The following is a 15580-nucleotide window of genomic DNA, read 5'->3' on the forward strand; positions in this document are numbered from 1 at the left end:
TGCTCGACGTCTTTTGATTGTTTAGGAATAAATCGGGGTCGGTGGTGCCTGTAGTATGTACGTATAACGACAAATACTCGAGATTTGGGCGCCGTGACGACGAAGTGTATAACTCAAATCAGGTTGCAAACTTGTTGCTGAAATATGTGCCTCTTCAATGTATCGGAACATGTAGAAAAATTTTTGTTGAAGGAATGAAATAGCTTCCCGCAATAAAGTCTCGTCACAGTCAACGTGCATCTCTTGTATTGAAATATGGTACATATGTAAGCGTACTTTCATGATTCCAATCACTTGTCGGTTCCACTTCACGGAATAGAACAATGTTTGCTGGCGAACTTCTCGTGCGAATTGTTCATCTGTCATCGAAATGGCACCCGGAAGGAGATGACAATGTTCATTTCGAAATGTGAGCCAATCTGCTCTTCTTGAATAGTCCACCAATTCGAGTGTCCAATTGGTATGGGTTGCTTTCTCGCAAGGGATGAATGGTAGATGATACGTTTTGGTTTGATGAAATACTTGAAACCCTGCTGCTTCATATATTCGATGCTTGTCTTGATTATGAGAATCCTCTTCCTGAAGATAGTACGTAATCGGGTACTTTGTTTCTCGACTTCGTTCATAGATCAAACGATGAAGTAGTCCGCGAAAGACGTGACGATCACCATATGTGGCTTGAGAGAGGCGAATGGCATGATCCGTTTCAAGCTGTTCGTCGTTTGCGACGATTGAAGCGAGTGGGGTATCTCGATTGAGTGCGACGTAGACGTGATGATGCGAGGGAAGGGAGAGAAGCAAAGGGGCCTTGCTTAAAGGATATAGCGACTGAATGGAAATACGCTCATGTAACGGTAATTGCCTGCATTCTACAAAACGTAGCGCTCGTTTCACGAAGAATCCTTCTTTCTTTATCAAATGATAAGTACAAATAAATTGTAAGCGCTATCTTGTATCGTGGGGTGTGGCAGAATGATGAAACCTGACTCGAGAAAAAATCAATTACGTAAGAAAAAGGTTCGAGTAAAATAGAACATATCCGTCCAATACAATGAAATGGATTTCCTTTCATCGTTCATCTGTGAGATTCATCAAATGTCAGCGCAACGAACGGATGAGACGTGCTATACTTAAACACAATGAAAACACGGAGTAGGAGTATATGATGAAATACATTTATCAACTGATTCTGGTTTCTGTGCTTTGGTTGACGGTAACACCGTCTGCAGCCATGGCCGAGACAGAACCGGTCGTCATTCATGAAAATATCATTGTCGAAGAAGATGTAGAAATTCATGAAGGATTTCAATCGCCGAATGAAATGGTGTATTTGTTCGTATTAATTGTGTTGTTATCTGTCATCGGACTTGGCATGATGAACACGATTGAATAACGTGAAAACGTTCACAAAAATGCAATAAGTGATTTGGTAACGGTTACAATCGTTCCCTTATACTTATATGTGTAGGAAGAAAGTTCTGCACCAACTTTCTGTCCTCCTTTTCAAATGAACACCCCTCGTTCATATCATGTATTGGAGTCAATCGATCCTATCGATTGACTCCCTTTTTTTAAAATCGGATTCGCTTTTCTTTAGCAATTCGTTTTAAGCGCTTCGTCTCACTAGTGTGTCCGTGACTCTCTAAAAAGTCGACATATACCCGAAATGGTTCGGAGCGATGAGAAAAGAACGGGATATATTCAGAGAACAATTTTTGTTCCGCTTCTTTCAAATTCCCTTCAGCGACGAGAAGGCGGAGTTCTAACATTTTAAGCGCTTGATAGTTTTCGAGCGCGGTATCCTCTGTTTGGGACTTCTCTAACATCCGATCGCAAAGTTTTAAGAGACGGGAGTGAAGGAGTTTTCTTGTATTGGCATGACTGTGTTCGATGGGTAGCGTTGAGAGTAAATCAATTCGTGTAGAATCAACATCTTTTGGCACGTGGAGTGCGGTGTATAGGGCGCGGTCAATCCAAACGGTATCAATCGGGGCATCGAGCTGATAGTAGTGAATGAGTTGCTTGAGCATGGTGACTTGTGAAATTTTTAAAAGGCGAAACGGGTCACTTGTAGAGAAGAGCGGTTCTTCGCCAGCCGATGTAGAGAGGAGGTAAAACATTTCTTCATACATCGTACGTGCTTCTGTGTATTCCTCGGCGTAATGCGCTAAATCGCGAATGATTTTTTTAGCATGAATGTACCAATTTTTTTGGTCGCGTTCTGACATGACTTGATTCGGACGAATGTACAAATGTTCGTACGCAGAATCAACAAACCGTTCAGCCAAGGTGATGGTTTGCGAGAGCGAATGTCGCTCTTCAGAATTTTTTTTCTCTTTATAGCGCGTGAATTGGCTGATCATAAAATCAAAATCTTGATCATCAATCACATCTTTAGGAGTATGACGGTACATTTCGACGAGCAAATCGCGTAACGTCGCCTCGCCATACTGCTCTAACAATACGCGTAACTTTCCGATGCGCATCAGCTCTCCTCCTTTCAGTCAAACTTTTCGTAGGCAATCTCGATTTGGGCAGAAACCAATTATTATTCCTTTCCCGCTTTTCATCTGAAACAACCATTCGCTCTCATGCTTAAGACGGATTTTCGTAAGAAACGTTGTCAGATGATGGCTGGTTCGGGATAATAGAGAAAAATTGATAAAGTTGAGGATCATAATGATGAAAGATGAACAACATTTATCGCGTGTCGAACGTAGAAAGCGCGAATTAGAACATCAAGAAATCGAATCGTCTCGTGTGGACCACGGTGAAACGGACGAGCCCTCTATACGTGCACAATCTGAACAACAGCGTGAACGGGTAACACGCCAATCAGAACATCCCTTTTTAAATGAACAAACCCAAGAATCGCCAAGGACGAAAAATGGGACGGCAAAGTCAAGTCGGAAACGACTGCCCCGGGTTTCATTATTTTCGAAACGGAAATCATCTCGACCAAAATCTCGACAGACGACGAAACCATCAACACCATCTACCCCTGCTAAACGAGAAATAGATCATTCGTCTAAACAACCATCGAAACGAAAGCGTAAATGGAAGGGGAAAGCTGCCCTTTTCTTACTTGCAATGCTACTGATTGTTGGATATTTTGCGACTGCTCCATTTACATTCCTCATTATGGGGAGCGATGCGCGAGTAGGAGAATCGTTGTCGGGATCTCGTACGGACTCCTTGCAGTTGATGGAATTCGTACCACGCTCTGGTACTGTTCAGAATGTATCGATTCCACGTGATACGTATACAGCGATTCCATGTGAGCCTGAACGGGAAGGTGATAAAATCACGCATGCGTTCGCGTTCGGAGGTGCAGAGTGTACGATTGGTGCCGTGGAAGGGCTGACCGACGCCTCGGTCGATGGACAGGTCGTCATCACGTTCGAATCATTCATGGAATTGATTGATTTGATTGGTGGGGTAAATGTCACGGCAACGCATTCGTTTAGCGAGAAAGGGTTCAACCAGACGTATGAGTATACGGAAGGTGTTTCCTATGCGATGGATGGAGACATGGCATTGGCGTATGCGAGACATCGTAAATCGGATACGGATGGAGCACGTTCGAATCGTCAAACGGAGGTCATGACAGCTGTCGCTGAAAAACTGGCAAGTCCTTCAGGATGGACAAAAATTCCGGCGACGTATCGCTTCATGAAAGAAGAAATGGGACTTGAGATGAACGTCTTGCAAATGGCATCTGTCGGATTGACGATGATTTCGAATCCTGAGGTGAATAAGATGCAAGTCGAGGGTCAAGATGCTTATATCAATAACGTGTATTACTATGAACCGTTAGAAGAGAGCGTGCAGGCGATTCGAGACGCCCTTGATTTATCTGTCTGGGGTACTGTCAGATAATTTTAAGAAAAGGGTTTGATTCTGACTTGAAAGAGGAAATTTAAACAAATGAACTACTCTTTTGAGGAGGGAAATTTGAATGAAAGTTTTAGTCATTGGAGCAACAGGAAAGATCGGGAAACGTGTATTGAAAAGCCTGGCGAAAACCCATCAAGTGACCGCTTTAATTCGTTATCCTGAACTACAAGCAGAGTACGAGAAAATGGGTGCACACGTATTGACGGTTGATGTCGAGACAGAACTCGAGAAGAAAGTACATGAGGCGACAAGTGGACAAGATGCCGTTATTATCGCGGCAACTGCTGGCGCGGATGGTTCGAGCACTGAAATTGAACTGCTTGACCGAAACGTTGCGATGAATGCCATCGATGCCGCTAAGAAGGAACGGGTACGTCATGTTGTCTTACTCAGTGCCTATGGCGCTGATCAACCGAACGCTGCACCGAAAGAACTCTTTAACTTTCTGTCAGCTAACAATGCCGCTGACGAGTATATCGAACATAGCGGTTTGAACTATACGATCATTTGCCCAGTGACCATTGTTGATGAACCGAGTAAAGGTTCAATCGAAGCATCAGAGGACTTGAGTGATGCGGATGGTGCGACGATTTCCGAAACCGATGTCGCGACTGTCATCGCAGCGTCTCTCGACAACCGAGGTCTGTACGGTCGCCGAATCGAAATCAAGTCTGGTAGCACACCGATTAATGAAGCGCTCGACTTTGAAGGGCGTGGAGAGGTTGCGAACGGCGGAAGAACGACATTACGTCGACCACAACGATCATAATGAGTTGAGGAGAAGATGATATGGAACGGAAACTTTATAAAGACCCAAACAATAAAATGATTGCTGGTGTTTGTTCAGGGCTTGGAAACTATCTAGGGGTGGACGTCACCATTATGCGAGTCCTATTCGTGGCGATGGCGCTTCTCGGTGGCCCGGGACTCCTCATTTATATCATTCTGGCACTCATCATGAAAAAGCCGGTGTCAGAATATGAAGCCGAACAAGACGATCGCTTCTAAATCAAAAATCAATCCGACAAGACGTCGGATTGATTTTTTAGTTTTCCATATATAATGTATAACTCGCTTCGAACGTTTCGTTTGGTGGGAGGAGTTGGATCCCTTCTTTGTGTAGGAAATCTTTTCGATGGCCTTTATAATCCGCATGTCCGAACCAAGGTTCCAAACAGACGAACGGAGCGTCTTTCTGCGGCGGAGACCAGATGCCGAAATGCGTGAAAGAGGGACTCTCCATCACGATGGCTGCACCGGTTGGTTGATGTCGGAGTGCAGCATACTCAATTTTCTCAAAAATGAGTGCATCGTCGTCAAATAACGACCGAGTGAGGGGGATATACTGACGCTCTCCGAGTGGTTGATACGCGCCTGTTAAATAAGGGCCCTCGAGCAAATAGCGATCGAGGGAGCGGATTTCGCCGAAATCGATCACGTAGTCTTCAAATGTCCCGCCCATGAACGGAATATTGAATGCAGGATGACCACCGATGCTAAACGGTAACGTCGTTTCGCCCGGGTTATGGACGCGATACGTCACAATCACTTCTTCGCCCACAAGTTGATAGGACACGGTCAGTGTGAATGGGAATGGATAGTGTTGACGTGATTCCGATGTATCGTTCAATGTGAAGCGGACCGACGTGGCAGTCGAAGATTCGACCTCGAACATAGCGTCCCGAGCGAATCCGTGTTGACTCATCGTATAGGTGTTTCCCTCATATACATATTGATCATCGAGCAATCGACCGACAATCGGGAAGAGGATCGGGGCTTGTCGTCCCCAATAGGTCGGGTCCCCTTGCCATAAGAGTTCAGTTCCGGATACTTTCCAACTCGTCATCTCAGCACCTTGTGCCTTTAAGGTTATCTGTATTTTCTCGTTTTGAAGTTGCACAATCCATACGCTCCTTTACGGGTTTATGATAAGTTAAGTGTAGAAATCTTAAGTAAAACAAACAAGGGGTAAATGATGCGCTTACAAAGAATTGGTATTGGAACGCTGATCCTTCTATTGATTGCTGGCCTCGCATATAAAGGCTACGAGGAATATATGATGACACAAAAGAAAGAAGAAGCGGTTCCGATCGTCCAAAATGAATCGGTATTAGGAGGACTTGAAGTGGGGCAACAAGCCCCGGACTTCACTTTGAATACGTTAGATGAGGAGAATTTGACCCTTTCTGAGTTCCGAGGACAGCCGGTCGTCATTAACTTCTGGGCCTCTTGGTGTCCGCCATGCCGGGATGAGTTTCCTGAACTCGTATCGTTTGAAGAAGCGACAGGCATCCCAGTACTTGGCGTGAACGTCACCAAAAATGAGCGACGAGGAAAAGAGGACGTGGAGGCATTCCTAGATGAGTATCCCGTTGATTTTCCGATTTTGCTAGATGAAGAGGCCGCTGTCGAGCAACAATATCGTGTTGTCGCATTACCGACAACGTACGTTCTAGATGCAAAAGGGATCATCGTGGCGAAAAAAACGGGTCCGGTAGACGAGGCGTGGCTTCAGCAACAAATCGACGACATCTCAGAATGATTCATTCGAAAAAAAGCTGAACGAACTGCCCGGTTAGAGAGGGCAGACTGTTCAGCTTTTATAGTGTTGCTTGATCAATGCGTCAAAGTTAGGGGTCATATCTTCTTCAAGATAGTAATGATGGTTGTCTCGAATGATTGTATCACCAACACGTGCTTCGGATGGTAGGAATCGTCTAGGGATGAAACTTGAGCCGTTGTTCCATCTCAATACGGCATATTTTCCCTCGATTCGTACCAATGTACCGTACTTAATCATACCTCTTCCTCCTCGACGAGCAGCTTCTGTCTCTTTTTATCCTTACATCATGTATTCCCAAATTCCACAAAAGCTACACATCTTTACACATGTCTGTCTAATCACTATAGGGACGTTGTATCAAAAAACGATAGAGGTTAAATGCGGGAAATGTGAAGGAAGTTTGAAGAAAACGCTTTCTTTTTTTGAAATGGTCTTTTATAATGAAACCACGGGGTGATTATGACGAAACTGTGAACAATGGGGGGATGGTCATGTTTTCTTCTGCAATGATTGGGTTACTCGCTCTGACGGGAGTAACGATCTATGGGGTTGACCGTATGTTCACGGTCCGCTCAGAACGCGTCACAAAGAAATAGGTCTACATAGGGGGAAATCGCAACGTCTTGGGGAGACGTTGCGATTTTTTTATACGTCTTGTTGACGAGACCGACGATCGGTCTCTTTTTGTTCCACCATCTTTCGATTCCGCTCATGAACACGGTCAAAAAAAGCGTGCTCTGGCCATGCGGAGGACCAATGACGTTCTTCGGGGAGTGCCAAGATATATTCTTCCGCCGCACTCAATCTCTCAATCATGTGACTCCGGCTGTCGCACAAATCGCCGTGCCCTGGTACGAACCAGCGAATCTCATGTTCGTAGATGAGTGATTGCAAGGTTTGTAACGTGTCGAGATAGGCGGTTGGGTCGTGTTCGATAAAAGGTGGCTCGACATTAGACCCATAATCTCCACAAACGAGAAGATTCATGGATTCGATGAGAACCGACATATGTGTCGCGTCATGGCCCGGTGTAGAGAGGAAGGTCACGGGCACTGAACCGATTAAAAGCGTTTGATCGGGTTGGATGACCAGGTCGATGTCCGGTTTTTGAATCGGGTGATCAATATAATATTGTTCATAAAACTCGCGAATCTCATTTAATTGGTCAGATGAGTCTGCATCGACGAAAGCCTGTGAGGCAATCGTTGTGGCATCTGCAAAGCCGTAAGCTCCGATGATGTGGTCAAAATGATGATGTGTGAAGATGACATAAAGCGGCCGATTCCGACGGTGTAATTCGATGTCACGACGGATTGTCGCAATTTCTTCGGGGAGCCAGGTCGGGTCAATCAACAAAAGGGCATCTGGTGTATCGATGAGGGTCGATGTCGTTCGCATCAACGCGCTTTCGTATACGGTAAAGGATTGCAGCTTCGCTTGAATCAATGGAGTTCCTCCTTGTCTGTATGGATTCAATCACTCTTTTCCCCAAAACAATAGACGGAACAACAAAAAAGCAGAAAGTCGTGTGACTTTCTGCTTTTTGCAAGGTCTCAACCGTGCAGTGTATGTGTGCGAGATACTCTCGCGTATATGTCGATATTGGAGCGGGTGAAGAGAATCGAACTCTCGTCATCAGCTTGGAAGGCTGAGGTTTTACCATTAAACTACACCCGCATCAAAGAAAAAATATGGAGCGGGTGAAGGGAATCGAACCCTCGTCATCAGCTTGGAAGGCTGAGGTTTTACCATTAAACTACACCCGCGAAACGTATTAACTCTTAACGTTACTTTGATATAATAGCATATACGATGGAATTTGCAAACCCTTTTTTAAAAAAACTTTTTAGGTTGCAGAATCCTATTCACAACGCAGATAATAGAAAAAAGGGGAGAAATGAAATATGAGTGAGCGAAAATCATATTTACGACTGATGGGTGAAGGGTTTCGAATGTTGAAACAATCGAAACAAACGAACACGACGGTGTCTCTCCGAAGTTGGACGTTTTCGATCCATCATGAACAAGAATGGCAGGTTGTGTTACGAACGAATCGAATCAAGTGGGTCGGATTACCAAGTATGACGTTTGAGATTCATCCGGATATGATTCAAATAGGAGATCTTCGAGTCACCCGTCACGCACAATCGAACGAAGTACGTTTGACAATCGATGAAGAATGGGGATTGGAAAATAAGGTTGTTTGTGACAACCTAGAATGGGAAACGTTCGTCGATGCGCTCAAACAAGTGAAGGGGGAGTAAGCGTGAGTGGAGAGAGGTTGTATCGGATGGAAGCCGAGGCTCGAGGGAGTGCTTGGCGTGCCCGGGTTCTAACAGGAATTCAACGATTTCGATTTTATAAAGGGGAATTGCTTGCACCGACAAACCGACCGTATGTCGTGTTAAGCATCTCGCAAGATGAAGGAGCCCTGCCAGATTTAATTGAGACCGATATGGGTATCCTCTTGATCCATGAGCGGGTGGGACCTATCTTTATGAATGTCTGTCCGTATGACGTTCAGCTCGTTCGTGTCGAGCTTCATACGAGTACCGGGAAAACCGATCGTTACTGTGCGCTGAACGTCCTCCGCCGCTTTGAAATCGAATACCTTGAACATTCAAACGAATATCGTCCGCTGAGTGCGGATCGACTCTATTTCCTATCCAATCAAACTGTCCGCATGAACTTATTTGGACATATGATCGCCCAAGACGTAAATAGCCAACGTCTTTACGTGACCGAACGCTTGAAGTACGCGCTTCAAGCTAAAATGGTCACAGGGCTGGCATTCAAGCAAGTAAAGGAGAAAACAGCATGAAAGAGTACGAAATTGATGGGTGGTTCCGCCTGACGTATCCGGAACATTATGAATACAGCGAAGAGGAAGACTATGTGAGTTTTTACTCGACGGAAGCGGATGCGCAAGGGACGCTTCAAATCTCAATCTATGAATCAGAAGATTCGCAAGAACCAAAACAATCCGCTATGAGCGAATTGAATACGTTCTTAGGCGAATTTCCGATTGATGTAAAGATTGCTCCAAGTGTCACGACTGAAACGAGTGATATGACAACGGCCTACGCAAGTGGGATTGAAGATGGGATGCATTTAGATGTATGGTCCTTGACCGATGGGAAACGGCTCTTATTCTTAACTTACGTAGCCGATCAGGTGACCGATGAAAAGATGGAAATCGAGTCCATTATCGATTCGATTGAGTGGACATAAAAGGAGACACGACGCCAACGAGGCGCGTGTCTCCTTTTTTACTGATATTTTGGTACATCGAAGTTGAGTGTGTAAGCATCAAGTGATTGATAGATATTATAGATGCTTGTCGTTTGTTTTGCGGCCCATCCGATATCCGTTGCATATTGGTGCGTTCCTGGTGAAGAAGGATTGAAGCGCATCTTATACAGCGTATTTTGTTTATATGTCGGGTGATTGATATAGCTAGCCCCAATCCAGTAAGCTCCTCCGATAATCGCTTCTTTAGGAGAGAACCACTTTTGTTGGAAGGCGTATTTGGCGCCGTTTCCAAGAGGGTTGCTATCTGTTGCTTGAATACCGTACATATTATAGACGGTTGCGGCAACAGGACGTTCCGGATAAATCCGATTCCCACTCGAGTTAATTAATGCATTCCCATCTTTATCGACAGGAACTCCTTTTGCGAGAAGGGATGTACCATGTCCAGTTTCAAGGATGGCATGCGAGAGAAGATACACTTCGTTCACGCCATACATACTAGCCGCATCAACGAATGCCTGACCTTGTCCGCTGAGCGTTCCTTTTGATGTGAGGACCTTGTTCAATGTTGTCGCAGTTGTCCCAGCGCTCTTCGATAAATCTAAGAATTGATAGAATGATCGAGAGTTTGCATCAATCTGGCTAGGATCGACGTATGGAAGAAGATCATCAACTGATGCACGACGCCAAGTGTTATCAAAGACTCGGATATTGTGTCCGGCCGGTCGTTTATACGAAATCGTATAGTATGTGCCGGATTGACCTGTAATCGTAACGGTTTCGCCTGTATTAATTTGACCGTACGCATGAGATGTTAAAATTGGACGGCTCAAAATGTTGGCGGTTCCGACGACTGAACTTGGTGTCACGTAACCGGTCATCGTGCCGTATTTTACTTTATACCAAACGGTTGACCCGGAAGTATAACGGTCAACGTATTGAATTGACGCACCATATGGAATGGTGACGAGCGAGGACGAGCTTGAAGAGGCTGTCATCTTCAAAGCGGTTCCTAACCCTGAGACAACAGTCATCTCAGATTTCACAATCTTTCCTGTCAATCCGTTGACACTTACCCAAGCACGAGGTAGGTAGGCTTCATCGTATCGATGTGCATCCGTTTGGGCGAATTGAGCCACTTGACGGTCTGCCATCTGACGAACTGTCATCGGATAACTAGTATACGAAACTTTTTTCGTGATACCTGTCGCAGGTGGGGTCGTTGTGACAGGTACGACGTAATCGGTATGAATATAGTTGCCGCTATACGTACCACTTGTAAGAAGTGCCCAGTCTGAACCGACAATTGGTTTGATGTTGACAATCGTTCCCGTACTTAACGTTCCGACTTTATTTGCTGTTGTCACTTCAGGCGTCGAACGAACGTTGAGTGGCTCGTTCCCATCTACATAGATACGAACTTGACGTTCTTCTTCGTATTGTTCGTCTGACGGTACTGTTTTCGAGAAGTAATCTGCCGTCGCATAACCTGTAATCGGACCGTATTCGATTTTAAAGAATCGTTCCGTGAGACCAGGTTCCGACACTTGTTGAACTTTCGTGCCGAATGGAATGACCGCAACCTTCACTTTTTCAGCATCCGAGCGGTTGTATAAAACGACATCACGCGTTGTATAATAATCTGTTTTCACCACGACCTCTGGATCTTTTAATGAAAAGTGACTAGAACCTGCATATCCTGTTTTTCCGTCATAGCGAATCTTGAACCAAGAACTAGAAAGACCGCTTTGTGAAAGCTGTTCTACTTTTGCACCAAATGGAATCGTGGCAATCTTCGTCGCTCCGGCTGCAGACGAACTATACATCGCTACATTTCGAATCGCAAAGTATGGTGTGATCGTCACTTCTTCAGGTGCCTTCGTTGAAAAATGACGAGCGGCAGCGAAGCCGGTGACTCCATCATATTCAATTTTGAACCAAGAGTCCGATAAGTTGGCATCCGATACTTGGACGACTTTTGTTCCTTCTTGAATCGTGCGTAGACGAGCTGCTCCGGAAGCGGATGACTCATATAACACGAGGTCTCGAACCGCATAATAGGTTGTTTTGACGACGGCTTCAGGTTTTGATGTCGAGAAGTTACGCGCGGCCGCATAGCCGACCGTGTCCCCGTATTGGACTTTATACCAAGATGAACTCAATCCGTTCACGTATACACGCTTTACTTCTGCCCCAAGTGGAATTGTTGCAATTTTTGATGCACCAGTTCCTGAACTATTGTAGAGCGCGACATTCTTCACCGCGTAATATGTCGTGACTGCTTCTGGAGCAAGCGAAGTCGCGGTAAAGTTACGTGCTGGTGCATAACCGACAAGTGAACCGTATTCGAGTTTATACCATGAACCCGTCGCGCCTAATGAATCGAGGTAAGTGACTTTCGCACCTTCTGGAATCGTTGCGATTTTAGACGCACCTGAACCGGTCGAATCGTACAAGACGGCAGTTGTCGAAGCGTAAAACGAAGGACTTGTTTCGCTGAAGTATCGTGCTGCCACATATCCTGTATATGTACCAAATTGTACTTTATACCAAGATCCTGTCGCCCCGTGAGTAGATAGATGCGTCACGAGTGATCCTTTTGGGATGACTGTTTCGATTGAAGCGGACGTTGACATGGAAGAACGAAGATTGACGTTCATTTCAGCTACATATAATGAAGCGGATGTAGTAGAGGCTGTTGTCATAGATGAACCGATTGTCAAATACGTAGAAGAAACGTATCGTTTTTGACCTTCGAAGTTGATTTGTGCCCATTCATCGTTGACGGTGTATACATCTACCGTTGTTCCTTCCGTTAATTTGCCGACGATTGAAGACGATGTCGACGAATCAGACCGTACATTTAAAATGGGTGTGTTGACTGTTCCTTCGGATGTTGCTGCATATGATTGGAGTGGTGCGAGAGTGCTCAGTATCGTTCCTGAGACAATCGTGGCTACTCCTAATCTTGAGAGTGTCGATTTCAATATGTTACCCCTTTCGGATGAGAGAGCATGATTAAATTGATTGCGGTCTAAGTATAACGTACTTAAAAAATGGAAAGAAGAAGTAGAATTACAAAAAAGGTAAATGCTTAAAATAATTTTTCTAAAATCAGGTAAATGAAAAATCCCCTTATAAAAGGGGATTAAGTAAATTAATGGATTCTGTTTTGCTTCATCCAAGCAAGAATATCTGACCATACTTGTTCGCGGTGTGCTTCACGAAGGATTTCATGTCGAGCATTGTCGTAAGTGACGACTGCGAGCTCGACATCCGCATTACGATATTTCTTAATGATTCCGTTCAACCCTTCTCCGTCATGCGTGACAGGATCGTCCATTCCGGCAACGAACAGAACTGGAAGAGACTTCGGATGTTCATGAATCCGTGCAGACGTGGTGACATCTAATGAAGCGCGTGTCACTTCATGTAAAAAACCGAGGGAAGGCAAACCGCCACAATTTGGGTCGGCGAGATAGGAGTCGACTTCGTCTGGAACACTTGAAAGCCAGTCGCTATCCGTTCGAGCAGGTAAAAACTTAAGATTATAACGTCCGAATAACAGTCGTTCAAAAAAACGAGATTGGTGTGTTTCGTGTGTTCGTTTCATCGCGGTAGCAATTAAGCGATGCCCGAGTTCGCCTGCAACTCCTGGATGAGGAGGCGGGGCGACGACGACGATTCCGGATAAGGCGTGCCCCATGACTTGACCGAGCTTTCGAACGAGAAGAGAACCGAAACTATGACCTATTAGATATGTCGGACGATCATCCTCATATTGACGGATGAGGAACTGTGCATCCTCAACAAGTTGTTGGAATCCCGTTCCTGGCGTGAGATGCCCATATGTGCGTTGGTCATGAGCGCTTGTACCCGCACCACGCAAGTCACACACAAACACATCATAGCCATTATCTGCCATAAACTGTGCAAACTCAATATATCTTTCATGATGTTCGAGCATCCCGTGAAACATGAATATTTTTCCAATCGATTGCTCTGCCTGAACGTGCATCACTTCTGTTTGATACCCGTCAGGATACGTCAACTCCGATACGATCATGTGTCATCCCCCTATTAGAAAAGGCCGATTGCTTTTCCGGATTCGTCAATTCCCATATTGAGAGCTGCTGGATGTTTCGGTAACCCAGGCATCGTCAACACGTTGCCTGTTAAGGCGACGAGGAATCCTGCTCCCACTGAAGGTTTTAATTCGCGAACAGTGATGGTGAATCCTTGTTGATAACCGAATTTTGAAGGGTCGTCTGAGAGGGAGAACGGTGTCTTCGCCATACAAATGGGAAGGTCCGACCAGCCGTTCGCCTGAACATCTTGCATTTGCTTTTGTGCTTTGGCGGTAAACACGACGTCTGCAGCACCATATACTTCTCTCGCAATGGTTTTAATCTTTTGTTCGATCGAATCGTTCAACACATACAGAGGCGTAAGTTTGCTTTCGTTCGACTCGACGGCGTCAATGACCGCTTCGGCTAACTGTCGACCACCAAGTCCGCCGTTTGCCCATACTTCGCTGAGCGAAGCACGAATACCGTGTGCCGCACACCAATCAAGAACGGTTGCAAGTTCCTCTTCTGTATCTGAATTGAAACGGTTCAATGCGACGACCGTAGGTAGTCCGAGTTTTTTCATCGTATCGATATGTTTGGCGAGTAATTTCAATCCTTCTCCGACTGCACCGACATTCTCGATGTGAAGCTGATCTTTTGAAACGCCACCGTGCATTTTTAAAGCGCGAACGGTTGCGACGAGTACGACCGCATCCGGATTCAAATCACCGACTCGAGATTTGATATGACAGAACTTTTCTGCCCCGAGATCGGCACCGAACCCAGCTTCCGTCACCACATACTCCCCAAGCTTTAATGCAGTCTTCGTTGCAATCAATGAATTGCATCCGTGCGCGATGTTTGCGAACGGTCCGCCGTGAACGAGTGCAGGCGTTTGTTCGAGCGTTTGGACGAGGTTCGGTTTAAAGGCTTCCTTCAACAGTAACGTCGCCGCCCCGGCCGCCCCGATTTGTTCTGCCGTGATTGGTTCTTTTTGATGGTCATAGGCGACTACGATTCGCTTGATGCGTTCTTCGAGGTCGTCCAATGAATCGGCCAGACAGAGAATCGCCATGATTTCCGAAGCGACGGTAATATCAAATCCGTCCTCACGAGGGACTCCGTGAGCAGGACCACCGAGACCGACCGTGACATGACGAAGTGCGCGGTCGTTTAAGTCAAGGACACGCTTCCAGACGATATGTCGGACATCGATCCCAAGGTCGTTTCCTTGATGCAAGTGATTGTCAATCATGGCACTGATCGTATTATGGGCCGATGTGATCGCATGCATATCACCTGTGAAGTGGAGGTTGATGTCTTCCATCGGGAGAACTTGACTGAAGCCACCACCAGCAGCGCCACCTTTTAGACCCATCGTCGGACCGAGTGAAGGTTCGCGCAGACAGACGATTGCTTGTTTATCCAACTGGTTCAACGCTTGTCCGAGACCAACTGTCACCGTCGATTTTCCTTCACCAGCTGGTGTCGGATTGATCGCTGTGACGAGAACGAGTTTTCCGTCTTTCTGCGTTTTCACACGTTCGAGGACATCGTAAGAAAGTTTAGCTTTATATTTCCCGTAAAGATCTAGATCATCTTCATGTAATCCGATTTTTGCTGCGATGTCTTTAATCGGCAAGGTTTTGGCTTGTTGGGCAATCGTAAGGTCAGATAATGGTTTCGTCGTTGTCATTCAAAAAGTCCCTCCGTTTATCGAACGATATCTTTCTATTCTCTTAAAATCATTCGGAAATTTCGGATTAAAATATGAATCAAGGCAAATCATATTTAATCC

The 15580-nt window shown here is 45.5% G+C and carries 16 protein-coding genes and 2 tRNA genes; 8 read left to right on the forward strand and 10 right to left on the reverse strand.

The window, feature by feature from the left end:
- Positions 1 to 21 precede the first annotated feature (21 nt).
- On the reverse strand, positions 22 to 894 hold the full coding sequence (locus Q9R25_RS12605) for a hypothetical protein (RefSeq protein ID WP_074037772.1): 873 nt from the start codon (positions 892 to 894) through the stop codon (positions 22 to 24).
- A 271-nt stretch (positions 895 to 1165) separates the two neighbouring features.
- Between Q9R25_RS12605 and Q9R25_RS12610 the strand changes: the two genes are divergently transcribed.
- Complete coding sequence (locus Q9R25_RS12610; RefSeq protein ID WP_031421006.1) at positions 1166 to 1393, forward strand: hypothetical protein; 228 nt, start codon at positions 1166 to 1168, stop codon at positions 1391 to 1393.
- Between the two features lie 178 nt (positions 1394 to 1571).
- Here the strand turns inward: Q9R25_RS12610 and Q9R25_RS12615 are convergent, their stop codons facing one another.
- On the reverse strand, positions 1572 to 2486 hold the full coding sequence (locus tag Q9R25_RS12615; protein ID WP_159563538.1) for a hypothetical protein: 915 nt from the start codon (positions 2484 to 2486) through the stop codon (positions 1572 to 1574).
- A gap of 196 nt (positions 2487 to 2682) precedes the next feature.
- Between Q9R25_RS12615 and Q9R25_RS12620 the strand changes: the two genes are divergently transcribed.
- From Q9R25_RS12620 to Q9R25_RS12630, 3 genes are all read left to right on the forward strand, one after another.
- A complete protein-coding gene (locus Q9R25_RS12620; RefSeq protein ID WP_311283241.1) occupies positions 2683 to 3879 on the forward strand; it encodes an LCP family protein in 1197 nt (398 codons plus the stop codon).
- A gap of 79 nt (positions 3880 to 3958) precedes the next feature.
- On the forward strand, positions 3959 to 4666 hold the full coding sequence (locus Q9R25_RS12625; protein ID WP_074037770.1) for an SDR family oxidoreductase: 708 nt from the start codon (positions 3959 to 3961) through the stop codon (positions 4664 to 4666).
- Between the two features lie 20 nt (positions 4667 to 4686).
- A complete protein-coding gene (locus tag Q9R25_RS12630) occupies positions 4687 to 4905 on the forward strand; it encodes a PspC domain-containing protein (protein WP_074037769.1) in 219 nt (72 codons plus the stop codon).
- Between the two features lie 37 nt (positions 4906 to 4942).
- Here Q9R25_RS12630 and Q9R25_RS12635 read toward each other — a convergent pair whose 3' ends face one another.
- Entirely contained in the window at positions 4943 to 5797 is an 855-nt protein-coding gene (locus Q9R25_RS12635; RefSeq protein WP_196431588.1) for an aldose 1-epimerase family protein, read from the reverse strand.
- A 75-nt stretch (positions 5798 to 5872) separates the two neighbouring features.
- Between Q9R25_RS12635 and Q9R25_RS12640 the strand changes: the two genes are divergently transcribed.
- Positions 5873 to 6439, forward strand: a complete 567-nt coding sequence (locus tag Q9R25_RS12640) for a TlpA family protein disulfide reductase (RefSeq protein ID WP_251131872.1) — start codon at positions 5873 to 5875, stop codon at positions 6437 to 6439.
- A 51-nt stretch (positions 6440 to 6490) separates the two neighbouring features.
- Here the strand turns inward: Q9R25_RS12640 and Q9R25_RS12645 are convergent, their stop codons facing one another.
- From Q9R25_RS12645 to Q9R25_RS12660, 4 genes are all read right to left on the reverse strand, one after another.
- The gene (locus tag Q9R25_RS12645; protein WP_015880796.1) at positions 6491 to 6697 is read right to left on the reverse strand and encodes a DUF3006 domain-containing protein; all 207 of its coding nucleotides are present in this window, start codon (positions 6695 to 6697) and stop codon (positions 6491 to 6493) included.
- 408 nt (positions 6698 to 7105) lie between these two features.
- Entirely contained in the window at positions 7106 to 7906 is an 801-nt protein-coding gene (locus Q9R25_RS12650; protein ID WP_196431586.1) for an MBL fold metallo-hydrolase, read from the reverse strand.
- 157 nt (positions 7907 to 8063) lie between these two features.
- Positions 8064 to 8137, reverse strand: a tRNA-Gly gene (locus Q9R25_RS12655).
- Positions 8138 to 8152: 15 nt separating this feature from the next.
- Positions 8153 to 8226 (reverse strand) — tRNA-Gly (locus Q9R25_RS12660).
- 138 nt (positions 8227 to 8364) lie between these two features.
- Here Q9R25_RS12660 and Q9R25_RS12665 point away from each other — a divergent pair.
- From Q9R25_RS12665 to Q9R25_RS12675, 3 genes are read left to right on the forward strand one after another with little or no spacing between them, the layout of a single operon-like run.
- Positions 8365 to 8724: a hypothetical protein gene (locus tag Q9R25_RS12665; RefSeq protein ID WP_031421018.1), complete on the forward strand. Its 360-nt coding sequence runs from the start codon at positions 8365 to 8367 to the stop codon at positions 8722 to 8724.
- Between the two features lie 2 nt (positions 8725 to 8726).
- Entirely contained in the window at positions 8727 to 9281 is a 555-nt protein-coding gene (locus tag Q9R25_RS12670) for a hypothetical protein (RefSeq protein WP_148209495.1), read from the forward strand.
- Positions 9278 to 9691 (forward strand): DUF3805 domain-containing protein, encoded by a 414-nt coding sequence (locus tag Q9R25_RS12675; RefSeq protein WP_074037765.1) that lies wholly within the window; start codon positions 9278 to 9280, stop codon positions 9689 to 9691. Before Q9R25_RS12670 ends, Q9R25_RS12675 begins: the two co-directional genes overlap by 4 nt.
- Positions 9692 to 9729: 38 nt before the next feature.
- Here Q9R25_RS12675 and Q9R25_RS12680 read toward each other — a convergent pair whose 3' ends face one another.
- From Q9R25_RS12680 to Q9R25_RS12690, 3 genes are all read right to left on the reverse strand, one after another.
- Positions 9730 to 12699 (reverse strand): SH3 domain-containing protein, encoded by a 2970-nt coding sequence (locus Q9R25_RS12680; protein ID WP_311283242.1) that lies wholly within the window; start codon positions 12697 to 12699, stop codon positions 9730 to 9732.
- Positions 12700 to 12869: 170 nt separating this feature from the next.
- Positions 12870 to 13778, reverse strand: coding sequence for an alpha/beta fold hydrolase (locus Q9R25_RS12685; RefSeq protein WP_214691472.1), 909 nt, complete (start codon positions 13776 to 13778; stop codon positions 12870 to 12872).
- A 14-nt stretch (positions 13779 to 13792) separates the two neighbouring features.
- On the reverse strand, positions 13793 to 15478 hold the full coding sequence (locus Q9R25_RS12690; protein ID WP_311283243.1) for a formate--tetrahydrofolate ligase: 1686 nt from the start codon (positions 15476 to 15478) through the stop codon (positions 13793 to 13795).
- Positions 15479 to 15580 lie beyond the last annotated feature (102 nt).

The organism is Exiguobacterium sp. BG5(2022), from assembly GCF_031844365.1.
GTDB lineage: Bacteria > Bacillota > Bacilli > Exiguobacteriales > Exiguobacteriaceae > Exiguobacterium > Exiguobacterium profundum.

Coding starts and splice junctions, on each gene's coding strand:
- Q9R25_RS12610 (WP_031421006.1), top strand. CDS start 1,166: ATGAAATACATTTATCAACTGATTCTGGTTTCTGTGCTTTGGTTGACG.
- Q9R25_RS12615 (WP_159563538.1), bottom strand. CDS start 2,486: ATGCGCATCGGAAAGTTACGCGTATTGTTAGAGCAGTATGGCGAGGCG.
- Q9R25_RS12620 (WP_311283241.1), top strand. CDS start 2,683: ATGAAAGATGAACAACATTTATCGCGTGTCGAACGTAGAAAGCGCGAA.
- Q9R25_RS12625 (WP_074037770.1), top strand. CDS start 3,959: ATGAAAGTTTTAGTCATTGGAGCAACAGGAAAGATCGGGAAACGTGTA.
- Q9R25_RS12630 (WP_074037769.1), top strand. CDS start 4,687: ATGGAACGGAAACTTTATAAAGACCCAAACAATAAAATGATTGCTGGT.
- Q9R25_RS12640 (WP_251131872.1), top strand. CDS start 5,873: ATGCGCTTACAAAGAATTGGTATTGGAACGCTGATCCTTCTATTGATT.
- Q9R25_RS12645 (WP_015880796.1), bottom strand. CDS start 6,697: ATGATTAAGTACGGTACATTGGTACGAATCGAGGGAAAATATGCCGTA.
- Q9R25_RS12665 (WP_031421018.1), top strand. CDS start 8,365: ATGAGTGAGCGAAAATCATATTTACGACTGATGGGTGAAGGGTTTCGA.
- Q9R25_RS12675 (WP_074037765.1), top strand. CDS start 9,278: ATGAAAGAGTACGAAATTGATGGGTGGTTCCGCCTGACGTATCCGGAA.
- Q9R25_RS12685 (WP_214691472.1), bottom strand. CDS start 13,778: ATGATCGTATCGGAGTTGACGTATCCTGACGGGTATCAAACAGAAGTG.
- Q9R25_RS12690 (WP_311283243.1), bottom strand. CDS start 15,478: ATGACAACGACGAAACCATTATCTGACCTTACGATTGCCCAACAAGCC.